The following is a 23,988-nucleotide window of genomic DNA, read 5'->3' on the forward strand; positions in this document are numbered from 1 at the left end:
CAGCGCAGCAAATAGGGGGTGCTATGCAGGCTAAAACAAGGTATAGCCTACAACAAAGCCATAACTTTTATTGTATTTGCTGCCGTAGCCATCTTTGCCGCCCTCATCGGGATAAATGTCGCGAATGCCCTGTTGCAATTGCAGTTTAGCGGTAAACTTCTCGAGAAACTCGAAGCCTATCCCGAAGGTTAAACCCATATCAAGTGGTTTACCGTATAAATAATTGCCAAACTCAGCATCCTTGGCGTCCTTTTTAAAAATAACCTTGTCTTTGGTTCTATCGTAAATGATATCGCCCATAATGATGGAGCCATCGGTTTTCCATTTGCCACCTAAGCCATAACCCAGGTAAGGGCCTGCCGAAAGCAGGAGTCGCCCAATGCCCAAGTTTGGTTTATAGGCAATAGCAATCGGAACTTCGAGGTAATGAACTTTAGTTTCAAACATGTCATGCTCTTCTGCTGCCCAGCCTCCTTGTTGCTTAAACCCTCGGCCCACATAGGCAAGTCCTGTTTGCAGGTAAAAATCCGCCAGCATGGGAATATCTGCCGCTAGTCCGATTTGAAAGCGGGGAATAGCCTCGGGATCTTGCTTTTTGTCGCCTAGCGTATAACTTACATTGGTAAAATTGAAACCTGCCTGAACGGAAAGTTTGGTTTGTGCCGATGCAGAGAAAAACAACCCAATAAGGGCCATCATAGCGAGAATAGTAGGTTTGATGCTCATAAAATAGGATTAAAATATGTTAGTAGAAAGATAACGTTTCGTTCAGGAAATTTGCTACAGCCGGGCTTCATTTGCTTCTATCGCCTATTTGCTACTGTTCGTTACTGAACAGTTTGCTGTCCATCTCCGAACATCAAAGGGTTTTGTATTGTGTTAACTGATTGATGCTTAATGGTTTTGTTCTTTGGCATGGGCTATGGAAGGCAGAAATAAATTGAAATACATGAAATACTTAACCATCTATTTATATATACAGTTTGTTTGTTGTTTAGTTAGTGATCTGAAGGGGCAAGAAACCCCATTGTCCCTTGCAGATTGCATTCACCTGGCCATGCAACAAAACCCAGCGCTGAAAAAGGATGAGCTGCAGATCAACCGGGCTGATTTACGCTATAAGCAGGCGAAATACGACCGCCTTCCTCGCGTGGAAGCTGGCGCCGATCATGCCATTAGCCAAGGTCGCAGTATCGACCCCACCACCAACCAATATATCGATAAAAACAACAGCTTCGGCTCGCAATATGCCAATTTAAACATCCCTATTTTTAATGGCTTCGCCATCCTGAACAATATTCGCCGGCAAGCCTATGCCAAGGAGGCCGGAAAACTCGAGTTTGATAGCCGCCGCAACGAGTTAAAATTGGATGTGATTGAAGCTTATATTAAGGTGCTGACCGCACAGGATATGTTGCAACAGATCGAGGGGCAACTCATCGTTACCAAGGAACAATTGCACCGCCACGAAGTGCTGAACAAGGAGGGTGCCGTGGCACCAGGCGATCTGTACGACATTAAAGGCCAGTACAATAGCGACTTGAATCTATTAGCCCAAACCAAGCAAAGTTTGAACGAAGCGAAACTGATGCTGGCCAGCTTGATGAATATGGATCCTGCGCAGTTGCCTGCCCTGCAAACCCTGGCTACCGACCAGGTTTTTGTGGCCCAGCAAGCCGATGCTTTGTTTCAGCAAGCCTTGCATGCCCTGCCGGAGTATAAAGCCTTAGATTGGCGAATAAAGGAAATGGAGGCCCAGATACAGGTTGCTCGATCGGCCTATTTTCCCTCGCTTTCTTTTGGCGGCGGCCTAAATTCCAATTACAGTAAGGAGGGAGGGAATCCGTTTACACAAATGAAAAACAACCTGCGCAAGTCGGTTTTTCTGAGTTTATCCATCCCTATTTTCAATCGTTTTACGACCAGAACGCAGGTGCGTTTGGCACAAGTCGATTTGCAGGAAGCCGATTATAATAAGGATATCTTGAGCAATGAGCTGCGCCGACAAACAGCAAAGGCGGTGTTCGATTTACGTACCGCACAAATAACCGTGCAAAACCTGAAGGAGCAAGCCGAAAACTACAGCGAAGCCTTCCGCATTGCACAGGTGCATTTCGATGCCGGCAACAGTAATTCCGTCATCTACCTCACCGCCAAAAACAAATTAGACAACACCCGTAGCCTCTTATTAATCAAGCAATACGAGTATTTGCTGCAAAAATATATTAATGATTACTATGCAGGTGCATTAAATTTATAAGTAACTTAGCCAGAGCATGAAGAAGGCAACCGTACTCGTTGTAGATGATGATCAGGATTTATTAACCGCCACCCGTATCCTGTTAAGACCCAAAGTAAAAGAGGTTATTGTAGAACATAACCCCGAAAAGCTATTGCATATCTTGGAGAAAAATAAAGTCGATATCCTACTCTTGGATATGAACTTTAAGAGTGCCATTAATACGGGAAACGAAGGGTTATTCTGGTTAGCCAAAGTAAAGGCGCATTTTCCGCAGGTGCAGGTCATTATGATCACGGCTTATGCTGCGGTCGATCTGGCTGTGAAATCGCTGAAGCAAGGTGCAGCCGACTTTATCGTGAAGCCTTGGCAGAATGAGCAATTGCTGCTGACGATAAGTACGGTGTTGGACGAAAACAGACCGCAGGAGACGAAAGTTAAAAACCAGCCAAGCAATCAGGGCATCGTCGGGAAGTCGGCCCAGATGGAAGAGCTCTTTTATAAATTAGATAAGGTAGCTCCTACTGAGGCCAATATCTTAATCCTTGGCGAGAATGGTACCGGTAAAGACCTCATTGCCCACGCGATACACGAGCGATCCTTGCGCCATAAAAACGCCTTTGTGAAAGTGGATGTAGGCTCGCTGACGGAGAGCTTGTTTGAGAGTGAACTCTTCGGTTATAAAAAAGGCGCATTTACCGATGCCCGCGAAGACCGCAAGGGACGTTTTGAAAATGCCGATCACGGCACTTTGTTTTTAGATGAAATCGGAAACATCAACCTGCAGCAGCAGGCCAAGCTACTTAGCGTATTGCAAAACCGCGCCGTGGTGCCCTTGGGCTCCAGTCAGCCCGTTGCCATCGACATCCGCCTGATATCGGCCACCAATGTGCCCCTGAAAGCCTTGGCCGAGGAGTCCCGATTCCGGAAAGATTTAATCTATCGCATCAATACCTTGGAAATTCAGGTGCCCGCATTACGCGAGCGGACGGATGATATTCCGTTGCTGGCCAACCATTTCTTAGCCTTCTATAACCAAAAATACCATAAGGCCATTAGTGGCCTAGAAGCCGATGCCTTGCAGAAACTAAAACAATACCATTTCCCGGGCAATGTGCGCGAGCTGCAATACAGCATCGAACGGGCAGTCATCATGTCGGACCAAAGCAGCCTGCGTGCCGACGATATTTTGTTTTCGCCTATAGAGTCGCAAGCCGATGTGGCGGCCCAACCGATGGAACTTAGCGGGAATCTGGAGGAACTGGAGCGCAAAGCCATTAAATCGGCCATCGAGCGCTACAACGGTAACATCAGTAAGGCCGCCAAAGAATTGGGCCTCACCCGTGCCGCTTTATACCGACGCTTGGAAAAATATAACATCTAACGATGAGGACAGGGGGATTTGCTGTTGGCTTGAAGGCAGTGTTGCTGCTGTTGTTTTCCGTAGGAATTGCCTATTTGCTATTCCGCGGATACTTTGCTTATGCAGCCCTCGCCAGTCTTATTTTTCTGTATTTCGCCTATCGGTTTCTGTCGCGCTTTCACCGCCTCAACAAGCAGGTGTTGGAATTTGCCGAAGCGGTAAAATACCGGGATTTCACCCGACGCTTCGTCGTAAAAAATGAACATTCCGATGAAGGCAAGCTGTTTTCAGCCTTTAACCAAATCAATGAAATCTACAAAAGTATCAGTATAGACCAGGCCCTGCAGCATCAATACCTCAATAAGGTAATCAATATGCTGGACACGGCCATTTTGTTTTTCCATGCCGAATCGGGAAAGGTAATCTGGGTAAACGATGCCTTCAAGCAGCTCTTCCAGTTGCCCCACCTGGGCAATATTGCAGGCATGAAGCGTAGAAATGCCGATCTCTATACCAAGACGATGCAGCTACGCCCCGGAAAACAACAGATGGAAACCAGTAATTCCAGCTCGGGGATGATCAAAATGCTGATGCAATGCTCTGAGTTCGAAACCCAGGAAGGGCTATTTCGCATTGTGGTCTACCAGAATATCAATGAGGCCATCGACGAAACGGAAACCAAGGCCTGGCATAAGCTCCTCCGCGTATTGACGCATGAAATCATGAACTCCATAGGCCCGATATCGTCCTTGGCCGAAACCCTGCATAGCCGATTGGAGCAATGGGAAGGCGACGAAGATGTGGAAGACCTGAAGTTGGGTATATTCACCATCAAGCGCCGCAGCGAGGGCTTGCTGCAATTCGCCAAAAGCTACCGCCTCATCAATAAGGTGGACCAACCCCAAGTCGCCGATATCCTCGTCGTACAACTCTTTGAAAACATCTACCAATTGCTAGAGCCCACCCTCTTGCAAAAGCAAATCGACGTCGATATCATCATCAAGAACACCCGCATGATCCTCCGCGCCGACATCAACCTAATCGAGCAGGTCTTAATAAACCTCTTGCTCAACGCTATTGAAGCCGTGAAAGATACACCCGAACCCTACATCAGCCTTTCCGCCAGCGAGCAGCAAGGGAAAATATGGCTGAAGGTGCAAGACAACGGCAGCGGCATGTCGCCAGAAATTCAGGAACAGATCTTTACGCCATTCTTCACCACCAAAAAAACCGGAACCGGCGTGGGATTAACGCTCAGCAAACAGATTATGCTGCTGCATAAGGGAAACCTATTGGTGGAAAGTAAAGAAGGGGAAGGCAGCACGTTTACTTTGCAGATGGGTTTTTAGATTTGAGATGTGAGATATGATTTTAGATATGAGATGTGAGATGTGAGAGCTTGTCATGGTGAGCGGAGTCGAACCATTGGTACGTCAATACAATTTGTAATACCTAATCTACTTATTAACAACGTGTTACATAGACATGTCATTGGTAGCAGAGTCGAACGACTGGTACGTCAGTACAATCCATCATATATAAATAACTTTTTACAGCATTTTACAAAAACATGTCATTGGTAACGGAGTTGAACCAGCAACTACTGTTACGTCAATGCAATCAATAGCACACATCACGCTTTCTTATAAGTTTTAGCATGCGCTTTGTCAAATTGTGCTGTCTTGCTACTTTTACAACCAAGCAAAGCAACAAATTTCCCTCTCTAAAAAATCTGCGAAAATTATCCTAGCTTTACAATATCTAACTCATGATCTTATGAAAAACGGCATCTTTATTTAAGGTGCGCTACGCAAAAGCAGCACAGCGCATTCCGTAAGAAAATACCATTTTATTAACCTCAACGCACTCATCATGCAATTAATAATAAACGATCGTCTGTATCTCGAACAGACGCAATTAGCGCATGCGGCCCCATTGTTTCAGCAAATTGATAAAAGCAGGACGCATTTAAGCGAGTTTCTGCCGTGGGTGCCGAGCATTGCTTCCGAAGAAGACATGTGTACTTACCTCTTAAAATCTATCCAGCTGATAGAAAATGGCTTGGAGGCCAGCTTCAATATCTTTTTAGATGGCAAGCTGCAGGGCCGTATTGGATTACACCATATCAATATGCCCAACCGCAGTGCAGCCATTGGCTATTGGTTAGGCAAAGATGGAGTAGGTAAGGGGCTTATTCTGCAATCGTGCATTCAGCTGATGGCCTATGGTTTTAACAACTTAAAGCTGAATAGAATTGAAATTAAAGCTGCCCTTAGTAATTTCAGAAGCCAGGCCATTCCAGAAAAGTTAGGTTTTAAGAAAGAAGGCATCTTACGTCAGGCCGAGTTCTTGAATGGAAAGTTTATTGATCTACAGCTTTATGCACTACTTAAGGAAGAGTGGGACACACAATAATACCTTCTTTTTTGTAGATCCCTTTCATTCCCCTTTCAAACCCCTTTCTCACCCGTATTAATTCCCTTTGCAATGGGGGGTAATACGGGTGAGAAAAAGGAAAGGAAAGTTGGAGGTAATAAGGTGTTGTAAAGGAGAGTAATCTGATGGTTGAATGCTGATGTTCTAGTGCGGTGCTATTGCGTTGCTAAAAGTGGGGTAGTTGTAAGAAACTTTTAATCAAAGTGATTACGATGGTTAATTGTAGTGAATTACCAATCGTTCGTGGCGTTATCTTGCGATTATGTGTTATTTTTTTTTATAAAACATTGTAAACAAGTTAATTATTTTTGATTGATTGCACTGACGTACCAGTCGTTCGTCCTTCGACTTCGCTCAGGATGACAGCTCACGATGACAAGCTCTCATATCTCAAATCTCACATCTCATATCTCCCATCAAAATGCCTCACTAATACTCAAGTAAAACCCTGACTGTCTTTTTTCGCCGGATCGTTGTTCGCCAAAGGCGTAGTCGAAGCGGATGCTGCTGTTGTGTTCCAGGCTAAAGAAGTAGCGGACGCCGCCGCCGTAGGATGGTAACAGGCGCATGGACTGTTCTTTGGAGAAGGTGCTGCCGGTTCCTAGGAATCCAGTGATTCCGATGCGGGGGTGGAATCTATAGCGCAGCTCGGCTTGTGCTGTGGCGTAGTTATTATCTTTATAGCGGCCGAGGTAATAGCCTCGCATGCTCATATCGCCACCTAAATCACGTAATACATAAAAAGGGACGTTCTTGCCGAATGTTCCACGGTATAAACCCTGGGCGGCCAGCGTGAGGCTGCTGTTGATGGGGTAGAAGCCGCGGAGGTCTACTTCTGCCTGCGAGCCTACGAAGTTATCTTTACCGAAGAAGTTGGGGGCATAGCTGTATTTCGCACGGCCATAGAAACCGCTGGTGCTATAGGTGGTGTTGTTTCGGCTGTCATATAGGGCGGAGGCGCCGAGCGCCAGGTATTGGCCACCTGTTTTGCCCAGCACATTGTCCTGTTCGAAAATGCCGCCGGCTTCCATGTCTTTAAAGCTAAAGTTTTCGTAGTTCAGGTTTAAGCCGGCATAGAAATTATTGGCAAAGCGTTTCTCGCCGTCGAGTTTGATGCGGTACAGCTTCTGGTCGAGGTAGTCTTCATCGGCTTTCCAGGTGTCGTTGCCCAGTCCGTAGAAGTTAAAGGGCCAATCGCGGAAACGAAGTTCCGAGAGGATATGGTATTCGTTGCCCTTGGTCCAGATATCGGTAAGCAGCTTTATATTTTTTTGTTTTTTGGTGGTCAATGTTCCGATCAGGGTAATATTTGAGGTGCGGCTATGGAGGTCGTTTTTATCGACATAGAAGTTATAGGTGCTGGCGATTCCGTATTCGAGACCAGTTTCTTGGGCATAGCCGACAGCCGGAAGAACCATAAAACTTCCCGATCGGGAGGAGTCTTTCTCGGAGGAGATGAACTTTTTGACGATTTTTTTGATGAAATTACTGGAATCTGCGGGTTGATCTTGGGCATACAAGGAGGTTTGTACCGCAAAACTGAGCAGCGCCAGGGGCATGATTTTTAACAATCGGAAATTAAACATGCGCAAATATAGGGCTTCTGGGGAATTGAAATTAAAAATTATTTACTTGCATATCAGGTAAATGGTTTTTACAGGCGATTTTTTTGGGTAAATATTTTTGTAATGTGCGTGGAGTAGCTATCTTTGCATCATCAAAACGGGAAAATATCCCAGAAAGTTTTGAAGCGTTCTTTAAGTGAAAAAAAATGAAAATAAAACTTGCAGATGTCAAAATAATATTAGATTTTTGCACTCGCTATCCAGGGGTAGCCGTTCTTTAAGAAAGTTTTATTAAATTTACATACGCCTCCTTAGCTCAGCTGGTAGAGCAACTGACTTGTAATCAGTAGGTCATTGGTTCGATCCCGATAGGAGGCTCAAAGGTAACTCAGGTTACTGGTATGGAGGGGTTCCAGAGCGGTCAAATGGGACGGACTGTAAATCCGTTGCTTCGGCTTCGAAGGTTCGAATCCTTCTCCCTCCACTACACACTCGTTTGCACTTAAGCTGCTTTTGCAGTGTTCTCAAAGGGTGAACAAAAGCGGAAGTAGCTCAGTTGGTAGAGCGATAGCCTTCCAAGCTATAGGTCGCGAGTTCGAACCTCGTCTTCCGCTCAATTTATAAAACAAACTAAGTCTCTGTCTTCTTTGATATTTTTATGTAAAAGGCTAGAGGCTTATAGCTGTAAATAAGGTTTTTTAAGCCGAAGTAGCTCAGGGGTAGAGCACTTCCTTGGTAAGGAAGAGGTCGTGGGTTCAAATCCCATCTTTGGCTCAAATACAAGTTTTGTTAACTTTGTAAGATAATTAAAGGAAATATTTTATAATTACTAATTCGCATAAACATGGCAAAAGAGAAATTTGACCGTAGTAAACCGCACTTAAATATTGGTACTATTGGTCACGTTGACCACGGTAAAACGACTACAACAGCTGCTATCACTAAAGTATTAGCTGATAAAGGTTTGTCAGAAGTTCGTTCATTTGATTCAATTGACTCAGCTCCTGAAGAAAAAGAGCGTGGTATCACAATCAACACTTCACACGTAGAATACCAAACAGCTAACCGTCACTATGCACACGTTGACTGTCCAGGTCACGCCGATTACGTTAAAAACATGGTAACTGGTGCTGCTCAGATGGACGGTGCAATCATCGTTGTTGCTGCTACTGATGGTCCTATGCCTCAAACTCGTGAGCACATCCTATTGGCTCGCCAGGTAGGTGTTCCTGCGTTAGTAGTTTTCTTAAACAAAGTTGACTTAGTTGATGACACTGAGTTATTAGACTTAGTTGAGATGGAAGTTCGTGAATTATTATCATTCTACGAATTCCCAGGTGATGATATCCCTGTAATCAAAGGTTCTGCATTAGGTGCTTTGAACGGTGAAGAGAAATGGGTAGATTCTATCATGGAACTTATGGAAGCTGTAGATAACTACATTCCAATTCCTCCACGTTTGACAGATCTTCCTTTCTTAATGCCTATTGAAGACGTATTCTCGATCACTGGTCGTGGTACAGTTGCAACAGGTCGTATTGAAAGAGGTGTAATCAACTCTGGTGACCCAGTTGAAATCTTAGGTATGGGTGCTGAGAACTTGAAATCTACAGTAACAGGTGTTGAGATGTTCCGTAAAATCTTAGATTACGGTGAAGCTGGTGATAACGTAGGTTTATTGTTACGTGGTATTGAGAAAACTGATATCCGTCGTGGTATGGTTATCTGTAAACCAGGTTCAGTAACGCCTCACACAGATTTCAAAGCTGAGGTTTACGTATTATCAAAAGCTGAAGGTGGACGTCACACTCCTTTCTTCAACAAATACCGTCCTCAGTTCTATTTCCGTACAACAGACGTAACTGGTGAAATTACACTAGAAGCAGGTACTGAAATGGTTATGCCAGGTGATAACGTAACAATCACTGTAAAGTTGATCAACGCTATCGCAATGGAAAAAGGTCTACGTTTCGCTATCCGTGAAGGTGGTCGTACCGTAGGTGCTGGTCAGGTAACTGAAATCTTAGCGTAATCTCTAGAGATTCGTTAACCATATAAAAAATAAGCTAATTGGCTCAGGCTGATTAGCTTATTTTTTCTCAACAAATAACAGCCGCTAAAAAGCGCAAAAAAGTGAAATAATATTTGTTGTAATGCGGTTTAAAGCCTATATTTGCAACATCAAAAAAATCTACACGGGCATAGTTCAATGGTAGAATAGAGGTCTCCAAAACCTTTGATCTGGGTTCGAATCCTGGTGCCCGTGCAATTAACTTAGAAAACTTATAAATGGCAAAAGTACTTGATTTTATTAAAGACTCTTACGTAGAGATTACGGAGAAAGTGACTTGGCCTACTTGGTCTCAATTGCAAAATCATGCGGTCGTAGTATTGATCGCTTCTTTGATTATTGCGATTGTTATCTTAGTAATGGATAAAGCTTCAAGTAACATTATGGAGTTACTTTATGGTATAGCGTCCTAATTTTCTAATCCAATCATTATGGCAGATCAAAGTTTAAAATGGTACGTGGTACGTGCTGTAAGCGGTAAAGAGAAGAAAGTAAAACAATATTTAGAGGCAGAAATTAATCGCTTAGGCATTCAACACTTGGTTACGCAAGTATTAATCCCGATGGAAAAATACTACCAAATGCGTGACGGTAAAAAGGTGGCCAAAGAGCGTAACTATTACCCTGGATATGTTTTGATCGAAGCAGCATTGGACGGAGAGATTGAACACGCAATTAAAAATGTAAATAGTGTCATCGGTTTCTTAGGTGATAAAGCAGGAAATGCAATCCCTTTACGTCCTGCCGAAGTGAACCGTATCTTAGGTAAGGTAGATGAAATGGCCGAGCAAGGCGAAACCATCAGCGTTCCTTACTATGTTGGTGAAACAGTGAAAGTAAATGACGGGCCGTTCAACGGATTTACTGGAGAAATTGAAGAAGTACACGAAGACAAGAAAAAATTAACCGTTATGGTGAAAGTATTCGGTCGGAAAACTCCACTGGAACTGAACTATATGCAGGTTGAGAAAGAGTAAGCTGTAGTACTCAGTATTTAGTACTTAGTATTTAGAAATATAAAGGTCGAACCATGTTCGACCTTTTCTTTTTTCATAGGTTTTTGCTAATTTAACTAAGCATGCTAAACCCCTATTTATGAAACGCATTACCTTGCTTGTTTTCGTTTGTTTCTGCTGTTCGCTAGTTGCTGTTCGGGCACAACAAAAACCTTTTATTATTTCCTATGTGACGGCCAATACCAAGCCGCTTCCAGATCCTACTTTGATTACCCATATTAATTATGCCTTTGGCGTGGTGAACAAAACCTTTAATGGGGTGATTGTGCGTAATGAACCGCGATTGCATGAGGTGGTAGGTTTAAAAAAGAAACACCCGCAGCTGAAGATTTTGCTATCGATTGGCGGCTGGGGCGCAGGTCGCTTTAGTGAAATGGCCGCGGATAAGGCCAATCGCTTAGCCTTTGCCAAAGATTGCCAACGCCTTGTTCAGGAGTTTGGCCTGGATGGCATTGATATCGATTGGGAATATCCGACCAGTAGTGAGGCCGATATCTCTTCCTCGCCCGAGGATACCGATAATTTCACCTTATTGATGCAGGATATTCGCAAAGCAATTGGCAACAAGAAACTGTTGACTTTGGCCACAGTGGCCGATGCACAATACATTGATTTCAAGGCCATCGATCCTGTTATCGACTTTGTTAATATGATGATGTATGATGTCAACAAGCCGCCCTTATTGCACAATAGTTTATTCCGTTCGCCCCTTTCCGGAAAGATTACCTTGGAGGAATGCCTGCAAGCTCATCTGAAGGCGGGCATGAAAAAGGAAAAGCTGGTGATGGGCATCCCGTTTTATGGTCGCGGTGATAAGAAAGAAGTACCTGATTTTGTGCTGTTCCGGGACTATGGAAGCTTAACCGGCTTTGACGAGCGCTGGGACGAGCAGGCTAAAGTGCCTTACCTCGTAAATAAGCAGGGCAATTTGGTATTTACTTTTGAAAACTTGGAATCGCTAAAATTAAAGGCGGCCTATATAAAAGAACAAGGCTTACTAGGGGCCATGTATTGGGAATTTTATGGCGATGCAGATGACTTGACCCTGAGCAAAGCGTTGTATGAGGGCTTGCAATAAGAAACTTTTTGCCTTGTTTTTTGTTTAATAGATGGATACCCTATCTTTTAAAGTGTTTTTTGTTAAATATTTCGCTTATGAATTTCCCCGTGCAGCTTTCCTTTCTTTTTGTATTGTTTATGAGTATGAGCCAGGCTTGCCATGGTCAAGATAAAGCGAATGAATCAGTTTATTTTACCGAAGTAACACAAACACATTTGCCTATTGATCCGAAAACCCACGCCTTAGATGTGGCTTTGGCCGATGTGAACAGCGATGGGCTGCTGGATATTATATTGGCCTTGGAAAAGGAACCCAATCGGCTATACATAAATTTGGGGGAGGGGAAGTTTGAATGGAAAAAGGATGTTTTTAAAAAGGCTTCCCACGATTCAGAACATGTGCGGCTGGCCGACTTTAACCAGGATGGCTTTGTGGATGTGATTATTGTTGCGGAAGATGACCAGCAGCATGAGTATTACTTGGGCCGGGGCGATGGTACGTTTGAGGATGTGTCTGATCGCTTGCTGGCAAAGAGTGAAGGCAATGGCCTGGATGTTGGCGATGTGAACGGAGATGGTTTTGTGGATATCGTAATTGGCAATACCGGCGATGCGCCGGCGAACTTCCTCTGGCTAAACAACCCGCAAAAACCGGGGTATTTTATCGATGCCTCCAAGGATCTGCCGGCACATACAGATTTTACGCAATCGTTGAAATTGCTAGACCTGGATGGGGATGGCGATTTGGATATGGCGGTGGGAAATGAAGGCCCGCCGAGTCGCTTGTATTTTAACGATGGCAAAGGCGTATTTACCGAAAGGGAAGTGGCTTTGCAGACCAAGGAACCTATCCATACGCGGGAGGTGATAAGCCTGGATGCCAATGGCGATGGTTTGCTCGATTTGTTTTATGCCAACTTGACCAGCAATGGAGGCAAGACTGAGCGAGACCCGACAGGACGCTTATTTATCAACCAAGGTGATGGAAAGTTTATCGATGAAACTGCACAACGTATTCCTAGTTATACCTTTTCCACTTATGCGGCCCATGTCTTCGATTATGATCAGGACGGCGATGTGGATATCATCCTGAGTGTATTGAAGATTCCACCTTTTGAAGCTTATCAAATGCAGGCTTTACGAAATAATGGCGAGGGTCAGTTTGAATGGGCGACCGAAGAGGTGATTCCTAAAACCACGGTAGAACGTGCCTGGGGAATAGCCACGGGCGATGTGAATGGCGATGGGAAGACCGATATGGTGGTGGGTGCCTGGGGCGGGCAGGTTCGTTTATTGCTGGGTAAGTAATCCGGCTGAAATCCTGTAGGTTTCCCATAAAAGCAATTTTATTCTTGCTTAATTCAACTAAAATTCATTTCTTTGAAATACCCACCAATAAAAAGTGAAAAATCTTTTAGTATCTCAATATTATTATATATCTTTGCACCTCGTTTGTGTGTGAAACGCTGTTTCTATCTGAGCGAAAAACTAAATGTTACGTTATTGCTTCCAACTTACTAACAAACATTTAACAAATTAAATCACAAAAAAAATGGCAAAAGAAGTCAGTGCGTTAGTAAAATTACAAGTGAAGGGCGGTGCTGCGAATCCATCTCCTCCAGTAGGACCTGCATTAGGTGCTAAAGGTGTGAACATCATGGATTTCTGTAAGCAATTTAACGCTCGTACGCAAGACAAACCGGGACAAGTATTGCCGGTTGTTATCACTGTATATGCCGACAAATCTTTTGATTTTATCATTAAAACTCCTCCTGTTGCAGTACAATTAAAAGACGCTGCCAAGTTGAAAAGCGGATCAGGAGAGCCTAACCGTAAAAAAGTAGCTTCGGTTACTTGGGATCAAGTAAAAACGATCGCGGAAGATAAAATGCCAGATTTGAATGCATTTACCGTAGAATCTGCCATGAAAATGGTAGCGGGTACAGCGCGTAGTATGGGTATCACTGTTTCTGGTGATGCTCCTTGGAAAAATTAATTAACGAAATCAGTTTAAGAAAGTGGCTAGATTAACAAAAAATCAAAAAGCGGCACTATCCAAAATTGAAGCTGGTAAAGCGTACTCTTTGAAAGAAGCTGCGGCTTTAGTAAAAGAAATTACAACCACCAAATTTGATGCTTCAGTGGATATCGACGTTCGTTTGGGCGTAGATCCTCGTAAAGCAAATCAAATGGTGCGTGGTATCGCAACATTACCGCACGGAACTGGTAAAACTGTTCGCGTTTTAGTATTGTGTACTCCAGACAAGGAAGAAGAAGCTAAAGCAGCAGGTGCCGATTTCGTAGGTCTTGACGACTACATCAGCAAAATCGAAGGTGGTTGGACTGACGTTGACATTATCATCACAATGCCTAGTGTTATGGCGAAAGTAGGTAAATTGGGTCGTATTTTAGGTCCAAGAAACTTAATGCCTAACCCGAAAACTGGTACAGTAACGACCGAAGTTGGTAAAGCTGTAACAGAGGTTAAAGGTGGTAAGATCGATTTCAAAGTGGATAAAACCGGTATCATCCATACTTCAGTGGGTAAAGTGTCTTTCGATGCAGATAAAATTTACGATAACGCCTTAGAGGTACTACAAACTATCTCGCGTTTGAAGCCGTCTGCAGCAAAAGGAACGTACTTCAAAAGTATTCACATCTCCTCAACAATGAGTCCTGGTATTCATATTGAGACTAAATCAGTAGCGGGAATTTAATCATGAAAAAAGAACTAAAACAAGACATCGTTCAAGCTTTAGCCGAACAGATTAAATCCTACGGTAATTTCTATATTACAGACACTGCTGATTTATCTGTTGAAAAAGTGAATAACATTCGTCGTAAATGTTTCGAGCAAGGAATCGAGATCCAAGTGGTGAAAAACACTTTGATTAAGAAAGCCTTATTAGAAGCGGGTGTTGATTCTGCAGAGCTTTTCGACGTGTTGAAAGGAGCATCGACTATGATGTTCTCGGAAACCGGAAATGGTCCTGCAAAATTGATTAAGCAATTACGTAAAGATGGTGAAAAACCAAAATTGAAAGCAGCATATATTCAAGAAACTGCTTTCGTAGGTGACAACCAACTTGATGCTTTAGTGAATCTTAAATCTAAAGAGGAACTTATCGCAGACGTTATCGCTTTACTTCAATCTCCTGCGAAGAATGTTATCTCTGCTCTTCAATCGGGTGGAAATACAATTTCAGGCTTAGTAAAAGCATTAGAAGAAAGAGGATAACGAACCCTCTTCTAACAAGAAGTTCGTTGCAATTTTTATTAACAATATTTTTTAAAGAAAATTCAAAATTCAAAATAAAATGGCAGATTTAAAACAACTTGCTGAACAGTTAGTGAACTTAACAGTAAAAGAAGTTAAAGAATTAGCTGATATCCTTAAAGACGAATACGGTATTGAGCCTGCTGCTGCTGCTGTAGCTGTTGCTGCTCCTGCCGCTGAAGGTGCTGCTGCTGCAGAAGAGAAAACATCTTTTGATGTAATCTTGAAAGAAGCTGGTGGTCAGAAATTAGCTGTAGTGAAATTAGTTAAAGATTTAGCTGGTTTAGGTTTGAAAGAAGCAAAAGACTTAGTTGACGGTGCACCTAAAGAATTAAAAGCTGGTGTTACAAAAGACGAAGCTGAAGCTTTGAAAAAACAACTAGAAGAAGCTGGAGCTGTTGTTGAGATTAAGTAATCTCGCATAAAGCACCAAAAGTTTAGACTCTGATAACAATAGCTATCAGAGTCTATTCCTGTTTATAATAAAAAGTATGGATCCCACGACTGCTGACGTGCGATCGGCAGACCAAATCAGCAAAACGTTAGCTCAGTTTTTTTAAACTAAATTCTTATTCCCTTGGCAAACAATAATATGCAAAAAGAAAGAGTAAACTTTGCGACAAGTAAGAAGGTTATTGACTACCCGGATTTCTTGGATGTGCAACTGGAGTCTTTCAAGGAGTTTTTTCAACTAGAAACTACTTCCGACAACCGCCATCAGGAGGGGCTTTATCAGGTTTTCGCCGAAAACTTCCCTATTTCTGATTCAAGAAACATCTTTGTGCTAGAGTTTTTGGATTATTTCATCGATCCACCGCGTTACGACATCCAAGAGTGTATTGAGCGTGGCTTAACGTATAGCGTACCTTTAAAGGCCAAATTGAAGTTGTCTTGTAATGATGAGGAACACGAAGATTTCGAAACCATTGTACAAGATGTGTACTTAGGTACAATTCCGTACATGACCCCAAAAGGTACCTTCGTGATCAACGGAGCTGAGCGTGTAATCGTTTCTCAATTACACCGTTCACCTGGTGTGTTCTTCGGACAAAGTAGACATACAAATGGTACGAAACTTTATTCTGCTAGGGTTATTCCTTTTAAAGGATCTTGGATTGAGTTCGCTACAGACGTGAATAACGTGATGTATGCATACATCGATCGTAAGAAAAAATTCCCGGTAACTACCTTACTACGCGCTATTGGTTTTGATTCGGATAAAGATATCCTGGAATTATTTGACCTGGCCGACGAAGTAAAAGTTAGCAAATCGGGCTTAAAGAAATACATTGGTCGTCGTTTAGCGGCTAGGGTATTAAATAAATGGACAGAGGATTTCGTAGACGAGGATACCGGAGAAGTGGTATCGATTGATCGGAACGAGATCATCCTTGAACGTGAAACTATTTTAGAAGAAGACCACATTGACCTAATCATCGAAGCTGGGGTAAAATCTATTATCCTTGCTAAAGAAGATGAGGCGAACAATGCGGACTATTCGATTATATACAATACCTTACAAAAGGATACATCAAACTCTGAGAAAGAAGCGGTGGAGCACATCTACCGTCAATTACGTAACGCTGAACCACCTGATGAGGAAACTGCACGTGGTATCATCGATCGTTTGTTCTTCTCGGATAAGCGTTATGATTTAGGGGATGTGGGTAGATACCGCATTAACCGTAAATTGAACTTGGATACCGCTTCGGAAACCAAGGTATTAACGCGTGAAGATATTATCGCTATCGTGAAGTACTTGATCAACTTGATCAACTCTAAAGCGGAAGTGGATGATATTGACCATTTATCTAACCGTCGTGTTCGTACGGTAGGTGAGCAATTATACGCGCAGTTTGGCGTAGGTTTAGCGCGTATGGCGCGTACCATCAGAGAGCGTATGAACATTCGCGATAACGAGGTGTTTACTCCGACGGATTTGATTAATGCACGTACATTATCATCCGTAATTAACTCCTTCTTCGGAACCAACCAGCTTTCGCAGTTTATGGATCAAACCAACCCATTGGCGGAAATTACGCACAAGCGTCGTCTTTCAGCCTTAGGTCCGGGTGGTCTTTCTCGTGAGCGCGCAGGTTTCGAGGTTCGTGACGTTCACTACACACACTATGGTCGTCTATGTACCATTGAGACTCCTGAGGGTCCAAACATCGGTTTGATTTCTTCGCTTTCTGTTCACGCGAAAATCAACAACTTAGGATTTATCGAAACGCCTTATCGTCAAGTTAGAGATGGTAAAGTAGTGGTTGATGAGCCTGTTGTTTACCTTTCTGCAGAAGATGAAGACGATAAAACCATTGCACAGGCAAATGCCTTATATGATGATAAAGGTAATTTCTTAGATCCGAAAGTGAAAGCGAGATACGAGGGTGACTTCCCGATTATCGAGCCTGAGAAATTAGACTATATGGACGTTGCTCCTAACCAGATTACATCGATCGCTGCTTCCTTGATTCCTTTCTTGGAGCATGATGATGCCAACCGTGCCTTGATGGGATCGAACATGCAGCGCCAAGCGGTGCCATTGTTACGTCCGCAAGCGCCGGTAGTAGGAACTGGTTTGGAAGCGCGTGTAGCGTCTGACTCCCGTACATTGATCAATGCGGAAGGCGACGGAACGGTAGAGTATGTGGATGCACAAGAAATCCATATCCGTTACGACCGTACCGAAGACCAACGCTTGGTATCTTTTGATGATGACATCAAAGTGTACAAATTGACCAAATTCAAGAAAACCAACCAGAATACCTGTATCAACTTGAAGCCTATCGTAAGAAAAGGGCAGAAAGTATTAAAAGGTCAGGTACTATGTGAGGGTTATGCAACTGAAAATGGCGAGTTAGCTTTAGGTCGTAACTTGAAAGTAGCGTTCATGCCTTGGCAAGGATACAACTTTGAGGATGCGATTGTAATCTCGGAACGTGTAGTATCTCAAGATTTATTTACTTCCCTTCACATTGAAGAATTTGAATTGGAAGTACGTGATACAAAACGTGGTGAGGAAGAATTAACGGCAGATATCCCGAACGTTTCGGAAGAAGCTACCAAAGACTTAGACGAAAACGGTATTATCCGTATCGGTGCTGAGGTTGGCGAAGGTGATATCTTGATCGGTAAGATTACACCGAAAGGGGAATCTGATCCTTCACCAGAAGAGAAATTATTACGTGCGATCTTCGGTGATAAAGCCGGTGATGTGAAAGATGCGTCTTTAAAAACGCCTCCATCCATTAAAGGGGTTGTTATCGATACGAAATTGTTCTCCCGTGCGAAGAAAATGTCCAAAGAAGTAGAACGCAAAGCGTTGGAAAAATTGGAAGTAGCGCACGAGCGTAACTTGAAAGTATTAAAAGATCGTTTAGTAGACAAGTTATTTACCATTGTAAACGGCAAAACAAGCCAAGGTATTTACAACGTATATAAAGAGCTTTTAGTAGCGAAAGGTGCTAAATTCACCCAGAAGATCTTAACCGACTTGGATTACAACAACGTAAATCCTACCGGTTGGACGACGGATGATGACAAAAACGAATTGATCAAATACGCATTACACCACTACAGCATCAAAATGAATGAGGAGCTAGGTGCATTCAAGCGTGAGAAATTCGCGATCTCTGTGGGTGATGAGCTTCCATCAGGAATTGTGCAGATGGCTAAAGTTTACGTGGCGAAGAAACGTAAATTGAAAGTGGGTGACAAGATGGCGGGTCGTCACGGTAACAAAGGTATTGTGGCACGTATCGTTCGTGATGAGGATATGCCGTTCTTGGAAGATGGAACGCCAGTTGATATCGTGTTGAACCCACTAGGGGTACCATCGCGTATGAACCTTGGACAGATCTATGAGACTGTATTAGGTTGGGCAGGTCAGAAATTAGGCGTTAAATTTGCTACTCCTATCTTCGATGGTGCAGAAATGGATCAGGTAGAAGAATGGGTAGAGAAAGCAGCTTTACCGAAATCAGGTCGTACCTACTTATACAACGGTTTAACAGGTGAGCGTTTTGACCAACCTACCACCGTAGGGGTAATCTACATGTTGAAATTAGGACACATGGTAGATGACAAAATGCACGCTCGTTCTATTGGTCCTTACTCGTTGATTACACAACAACCATTAGGTGGTAAGGCACAGTTCGGTGGTCAGCGTTTTGGTGAGATGGAGGTGTGGGCATTAGAGGCATTCGGTGCTTCCAATATCCTACAAGAGATCTTGACCGTGAAATCGGATGACGTTGTCGGACGTGCTAAAACCTACGAAGCTATCGTTAAAGGTAATAACTTACCTACTCCTTCGGTACCAGAATCGTTTAACGTATTGGTACATGAGTTACGCGGCTTAGGGTTAGATATCACATTGGATTAATCAAGCAATACAGAGCTTTAGCGGGCCTTCCAGTCCGCTAAAGCTTTCACATACAGCTATAACTTTTTACGAAGTATGTCTTACAAAAAAGATAATAAAATCAAAAGTAACTTTACATCGATTACGATCAGCTTAGCTTCTCCGGAAACTATTTTGGAGCGCTCTAGCGGTGAAGTTACTAAACCAGAAACGATCAACTACCGTACGTATAAACCAGAACGTGATGGTTTATTCTGCGAGCGTATTTTCGGTCCAGTAAAAGACTACGAATGTCACTGTGGTAAATACAAACGTATCCGTTATAAAGGGATTGTTTGTGACCGCTGTGGGGTGGAAGTAACGGAGAAGAAAGTACGTCGTGAGCGTATGGGACACATCAACTTGGTGGTTCCTGTTGCCCATATTTGGTACTTCCGTTCTTTACCTAACAAAATTGGTTACTTATTAGGTCTTCCTACCAAGAAATTGGATATGATCATCTACTACGAAAGATATGTGGTTATTCAACCAGGTATCAAAGAAGAAGATGGGATCTCTTACATGGATTTCTTAACGGAAGAAGAGTACTTGGATATTTTGGATACCCTTCCAAAAGAAAACCAGTACTTGGATGATACCGATCCGCAGAAATTTGTGGCGAAGATGGGTGCTGAAGCTTTGGAAGACTTGTTAAGACGTCTTGACTTAGATCAGTTATCCTACGACTTACGCCATCAGGCTGCTAATGAAACTTCACAACAACGTAAAAACGAAGCCTTAAAACGCTTACACGTAGTTGAAGCTTTCCGTGGTGCCAATGACCATATTGAAAACCGTCCGGAATGGATGATCGTGAAAATCGTGCCGATTATTCCACCGGAATTACGTCCTTTAGTGCCTTTGGATGGTGGTCGTTTCGCGACTTCCGACTTAAACGACCTTTACCGTCGTGTGATCATCCGTAACAACCGTTTGAAACGTTTGATCGAAATCAAAGCGCCGGAAGTAATCTTACGTAACGAGAAGCGTATGCTTCAAGAAGCGGTTGACTCCTTATTCGATAACTCCCGTAAAGTAAATGCCGTTAAAACCGAAGGTAACCGTGCATTAAAATCTTTATCGGATATCTTAAAAGGTAAGCAAGGTCGTTTCCGTCAGAACTTACTAGGTAAACGTGTGGATTATTCTGCTCGTTCCGTAATTGTGGTAGGTCCGCACTTGAAATTACATGAGTGTGGTCTTCCTAAAGATATGGCTGCCGAGTTGTACAAACCATTCATCATCCGTAAGATGATCGAAAGAGGTATTGTTAAAACCGTAAAATCAGCTAAAAAGATTGTAGATCGTAAAGATCCGGTAGTATGGGATATCCTTGAAAACGTATTGAAAGGTCACCCTGTATTACTTAACCGTGCGCCTACGCTTCACCGTTTGGGTATTCAGGCTTTCCAACCTACCTTGGTAGAAGGTAAAGCCATCCAATTACACCCATTAGTGTGTACAGCGTTCAACGCCGACTTTGACGGTGACCAGATGGCGGTGCACTTACCCTTAGGTAATGCCGCAATTTTGGAAGCCCAAATCTTAATGTTGGCAGCTCACAACATCCTTAACCCGGCGAACGGATCACCAGTAACGGTTCCTTCGCAGGATATGGTATTGGGTCTGTACTACATCACAAAAGGACGTAAAACTGACAATACCCTTGTTATGAAAGGGGAAGGAAGTACGTTCTATTCTGCAGAAGAGGTTATTATCGCATTAAACGAAAATAAAGTAGATCTGCACGCTTTCATCAAGGTTAAGACGCAAATCAAAACCAAAGAAGGCGAATTTAAAGACGCTATTATCGATACGACCGTAGGACGTGTAATCTTTAACCAGATTGTTCCGGAGGAAGTTGGTTATATTAATGAGTTGTTGACGAAGAAATCCCTTCGTAATGTCATCGGTGAAATCGTGAAGAATACGGGTATGGCTCGTGCTGCGAAATTCTTGGATGATATGAAGGAATTAGGTTTCCAAACCGCTTTCAAAGGTGGTCTTTCCTTCAACTTGCAAGATTTGAATATCCCTGCTGCAAAAGCGGATCTTATTCAACAAGCAACTAACGAGGTGGAAGAAGTAATGAATAACTATAACATGGGTTTCATTACTAACAACGAACGTTACAACCAGATCATCGATATTTGGACACGTATCAACAACCGCTTGACAGCGCACGTAATGGATATTCTTTCCAACGATAACCAAGGTTTCAACTCGGTATACATGATGTTGGATTCTGGAGCCCGTGGTTCGAAAGAGCAGATTCGTCAGTTATGTGGTATGCGTGGTTTGATGGCCAAGCCGCAGAAGTCTGGTACTTCCGGTGGTGAGATTATCGAAAACCCGATCTTGTCTAACTTTAAAGAAGGTCTATCCGTATTAGAGTACTTTATCTCTACCCACGGTGCGCGTAAAGGTCTTGCGGATACGGCGTTAAAAACGGCGGATGCGGGTTACTTAACGCGTCGTTTACATGACGTTGCACAAGATATGATTGTTGTGGAGCAAGATTGTAACGGCTTACGTGGTATCTATACAACAGCATTAAAAGATAACGATGATATCGTTGAACCATTATACGATCGTATTTTAGGACGTACGCCATTGAATGATGTGGTACACCCTGAAACCAACGAGCTTATCGTGGCAGCAAACGATGATATTACAGAAGAAGTAGCGGAAGCTATTGAGCAAGCCGGTATTGAAGGTGTTGAAATCCGTTCGGTATTGACTTGTGAGTCTAAGCGTGGGGTATGTGCTTGTTGTTATGGCCGTAACTTAGCTTCTGGTAAGCGTGTTCAATTAGGTGAGGCTGTCGGTGTAATTGCAGCGCAGTCTATCGGTGAGCCAGGTACGCAGTTAACACTTCGTACGTTCCACGTGGGTGGTACGGCATCGAACATCGCTGCGGAATCTTCCATCATCTCTAAATACGATGGTCGCGTAGAGTTTGAAAACGTACGTACCGTTGAAAAAGAAGGTGAAGATGGTCCATACCAAGTTGTATTAGGTCGTTCTGGAGAGATTAAGGTGGTAAATGCCGAAAACAAGGTGATGTATCAACAAATCATCCCTTACGGTTCCAACTTATTCGTTAAAGAAGGCGATAGCGTTGAGAAAGGTCAGAAATTAGTTGACTGGGATCCATATAATGCCGTGATTATCTCTGAGTTTGCTGGTAAGGTTGAGTTTGATGCTATCATTGAAGGAGTTACCTTCCGTGAGGAGTCTGATGAGCAAACCGGTCACAAAGAGAAAGTAATTATCGAGACTCGTGATAAAACGAAAAACCCGATGATTAAGGTATTGGATAACAAAGGCGAAATCATCCGTTCTTACAATATCCCGGTAGGTGCCCACGTTTCGGTATCCAATGGACAGAAGGTGAAAGAAGGCGCGGTATTAGTTAAGATTCCTCGTTCTACAGGTAAGACCCGCGATATCACGGGTGGTCTTCCTCGTGTAACGGAGTTATTCGAGGCTCGTAATCCATCTAACCCAGCTGTAGTAACAGAAATCGACGGTGTTGTATCCTTAGGAGGTGTTAAACGTGGTAACCGTGAGATCTCTATCGAGTCTCGTGACGGTCAAGTGAAGAAATACTTGGTACCACTTTCGAAACACATCTTAGTACAAGATAACGACTTTATCAAAGCAGGTATGCCATTGTCAGATGGTCAGATTTCTCCTGGAGATATCTTATCGATCAAAGGCCCGGCTGCCGTTCAAGAATATATCGTAAATGGTATCCAAGAGGTTTACCGCTTACAAGGGGTAAAAATCAACGATAAGCACTTTGAAACCATCGTTCACCAAATGATGCAGAAAGTGAATATCGAGGATCCAGGAGATACACGTTTCTTAGAAAAAGAAGCTGTAAACAAGTGGGACTTCATGGAAGAAAACGATTCCTTGTATGACAAGAAAGTAATCGTTGATGCCGGTGATTCTAAAACTTTACGTCCAGGACAGATTGTAACTTTACGTAAATTACGTGAGGAGAACTCAAGCCTTAGACGTCAAGACTTGAAATTGGTTGAGGTTCGCGATGCGATTCCAGCAACATCAAGCCCGTTATTACAGGGTATCACAAGAGCTTCCTTAGGTACGAAATCATTTATCTCTGCGGCTTCCTTCCAGGAAACAACCAAGGTGTTAAATGAGGCTGCAATCGCAGGTAAACGCGATGATTTATTAGGCTTGAAAGAAAACGTAATTGTTGGTCACTTGATTCCTTCAGGTACCGGTTTACGTCAGTACAGCAACATCATCGTAGGTTCTCGTGAAGAGTACGATCAATTACTAGCGTCGAAAGAAGAAGACTAGTAAATCATATAGAATCGCGTATGTAGCGGGTTAGGGTATTCAGCCCTACGGTTCGCATCCGGTTTTACAACTTATAAATGGTCTGGATTTCTATTGAAATCCAGACCATTTTCTTTTTTACAAAACCCGAATGTTCAAGTGTAACAAACCAAAAGCCTTGCTAAGGGTTTAATGTGAAGTAATTATTTATTTTTTGTTAATTAGTATATAATTTATATTGAA

17 protein-coding genes and 5 tRNA genes are annotated in these 23,988 nt (G+C 43.1%); 20 read left to right on the forward strand and 2 right to left on the reverse strand.

The annotated features are described in order from the left end of the window. Positions 1-30 precede the first annotated feature (30 nt). Positions 31-726 (reverse strand): outer membrane beta-barrel protein, encoded by a 696-nt coding sequence (locus GQF63_RS15160; RefSeq protein WP_160370088.1) that lies wholly within the window; start codon positions 724-726, stop codon positions 31-33. Between the two features lie 223 nt (positions 727-949). Between GQF63_RS15160 and GQF63_RS15165 the strand changes: the two genes are divergently transcribed. From GQF63_RS15165 to GQF63_RS15180, 4 genes are all read left to right on the forward strand, one after another. Continuing rightward, the gene (locus GQF63_RS15165; RefSeq protein WP_212592600.1) at positions 950-2,260 is read left to right on the forward strand and encodes a TolC family protein; all 1,311 of its coding nucleotides are present in this window, start codon (positions 950-952) and stop codon (positions 2,258-2,260) included. Between the two features lie 16 nt (positions 2,261-2,276). Beyond that, the gene (locus tag GQF63_RS15170) at positions 2,277-3,623 is read left to right on the forward strand and encodes a sigma-54-dependent transcriptional regulator (RefSeq protein WP_160370090.1); all 1,347 of its coding nucleotides are present in this window, start codon (positions 2,277-2,279) and stop codon (positions 3,621-3,623) included. 2 nt (positions 3,624-3,625) lie between these two features. Then, complete coding sequence (locus tag GQF63_RS15175) at positions 3,626-4,951, forward strand: sensor histidine kinase (protein WP_212592601.1); 1,326 nt, start codon at positions 3,626-3,628, stop codon at positions 4,949-4,951. A 523-nt stretch (positions 4,952-5,474) separates the two neighbouring features. Further along, the gene (locus GQF63_RS15180) at positions 5,475-6,017 is read left to right on the forward strand and encodes a GNAT family N-acetyltransferase (RefSeq protein ID WP_160370091.1); all 543 of its coding nucleotides are present in this window, start codon (positions 5,475-5,477) and stop codon (positions 6,015-6,017) included. Between the two features lie 437 nt (positions 6,018-6,454). Here the strand turns inward: GQF63_RS15180 and GQF63_RS15185 are convergent, their stop codons facing one another. After that, positions 6,455-7,624: a BamA/TamA family outer membrane protein gene (locus GQF63_RS15185; protein ID WP_246163561.1), complete on the reverse strand. Its 1,170-nt coding sequence runs from the start codon at positions 7,622-7,624 to the stop codon at positions 6,455-6,457. Positions 7,625-7,908: 284 nt separating this feature from the next. Here GQF63_RS15185 and GQF63_RS15190 point away from each other — a divergent pair. From GQF63_RS15190 to rpoC, 16 genes are all read left to right on the forward strand, one after another. After that, a tRNA-Thr gene (locus GQF63_RS15190) sits at positions 7,909-7,981 on the forward strand. Between the two features lie 25 nt (positions 7,982-8,006). Then, positions 8,007-8,087 (forward strand) — tRNA-Tyr (locus GQF63_RS15195). A gap of 57 nt (positions 8,088-8,144) precedes the next feature. Next, positions 8,145-8,217 (forward strand) — tRNA-Gly (locus GQF63_RS15200). A gap of 88 nt (positions 8,218-8,305) precedes the next feature. Then, a tRNA-Thr gene (locus GQF63_RS15205) sits at positions 8,306-8,377 on the forward strand. 70 nt (positions 8,378-8,447) lie between these two features. Next, positions 8,448-9,635 carry an elongation factor Tu gene (gene tuf, locus GQF63_RS15210; RefSeq protein WP_160370092.1) on the forward strand — a complete coding sequence of 396 codons (1,188 nt, stop codon included), beginning with the start codon at positions 8,448-8,450 and terminating at the stop codon, positions 9,633-9,635. 163 nt (positions 9,636-9,798) lie between these two features. Then, positions 9,799-9,869: transfer RNA gene (locus GQF63_RS15215), tRNA-Trp, on the forward strand. Between the two features lie 23 nt (positions 9,870-9,892). Next, the gene (secE, locus tag GQF63_RS15220) at positions 9,893-10,087 is read left to right on the forward strand and encodes a preprotein translocase subunit SecE (protein ID WP_160370093.1); all 195 of its coding nucleotides are present in this window, start codon (positions 9,893-9,895) and stop codon (positions 10,085-10,087) included. Between the two features lie 18 nt (positions 10,088-10,105). Then, entirely contained in the window at positions 10,106-10,651 is a 546-nt protein-coding gene (gene nusG, locus GQF63_RS15225; RefSeq protein ID WP_160370094.1) for a transcription termination/antitermination protein NusG, read from the forward strand. A gap of 118 nt (positions 10,652-10,769) precedes the next feature. After that, entirely contained in the window at positions 10,770-11,768 is a 999-nt protein-coding gene (locus tag GQF63_RS15230; protein WP_160370095.1) for a glycoside hydrolase family 18 protein, read from the forward strand. 77 nt (positions 11,769-11,845) lie between these two features. Continuing rightward, entirely contained in the window at positions 11,846-13,057 is a 1,212-nt protein-coding gene (locus tag GQF63_RS15235; protein ID WP_160370096.1) for an FG-GAP repeat domain-containing protein, read from the forward strand. Positions 13,058-13,301: 244 nt separating this feature from the next. Next, positions 13,302-13,745 (forward strand): 50S ribosomal protein L11, encoded by a 444-nt coding sequence (rplK, locus tag GQF63_RS15240; RefSeq protein WP_160370097.1) that lies wholly within the window; start codon positions 13,302-13,304, stop codon positions 13,743-13,745. A 22-nt stretch (positions 13,746-13,767) separates the two neighbouring features. Further along, positions 13,768-14,466: a 50S ribosomal protein L1 gene (rplA, locus tag GQF63_RS15245; protein ID WP_160370098.1), complete on the forward strand. Its 699-nt coding sequence runs from the start codon at positions 13,768-13,770 to the stop codon at positions 14,464-14,466. Between the two features lie 2 nt (positions 14,467-14,468). Next, positions 14,469-14,987, forward strand: a complete 519-nt coding sequence (gene rplJ, locus GQF63_RS15250) for a 50S ribosomal protein L10 (protein WP_160370099.1) — start codon at positions 14,469-14,471, stop codon at positions 14,985-14,987. A gap of 79 nt (positions 14,988-15,066) precedes the next feature. Further along, entirely contained in the window at positions 15,067-15,441 is a 375-nt protein-coding gene (gene rplL / locus GQF63_RS15255; protein ID WP_160370100.1) for a 50S ribosomal protein L7/L12, read from the forward strand. Positions 15,442-15,618: 177 nt separating this feature from the next. Next, positions 15,619-19,413: a DNA-directed RNA polymerase subunit beta gene (gene rpoB, locus GQF63_RS15260; protein ID WP_343031047.1), complete on the forward strand. Its 3,795-nt coding sequence runs from the start codon at positions 15,619-15,621 to the stop codon at positions 19,411-19,413. Between the two features lie 75 nt (positions 19,414-19,488). Further along, positions 19,489-23,766: a DNA-directed RNA polymerase subunit beta' gene (rpoC, locus tag GQF63_RS15265; protein WP_160370102.1), complete on the forward strand. Its 4,278-nt coding sequence runs from the start codon at positions 19,489-19,491 to the stop codon at positions 23,764-23,766. Positions 23,767-23,988 lie beyond the last annotated feature (222 nt).

Source organism: Sphingobacterium humi, assembly GCF_009768885.1.
Lineage (GTDB): Bacteria > Bacteroidota > Bacteroidia > Sphingobacteriales > Sphingobacteriaceae > Sphingobacterium > Sphingobacterium humi.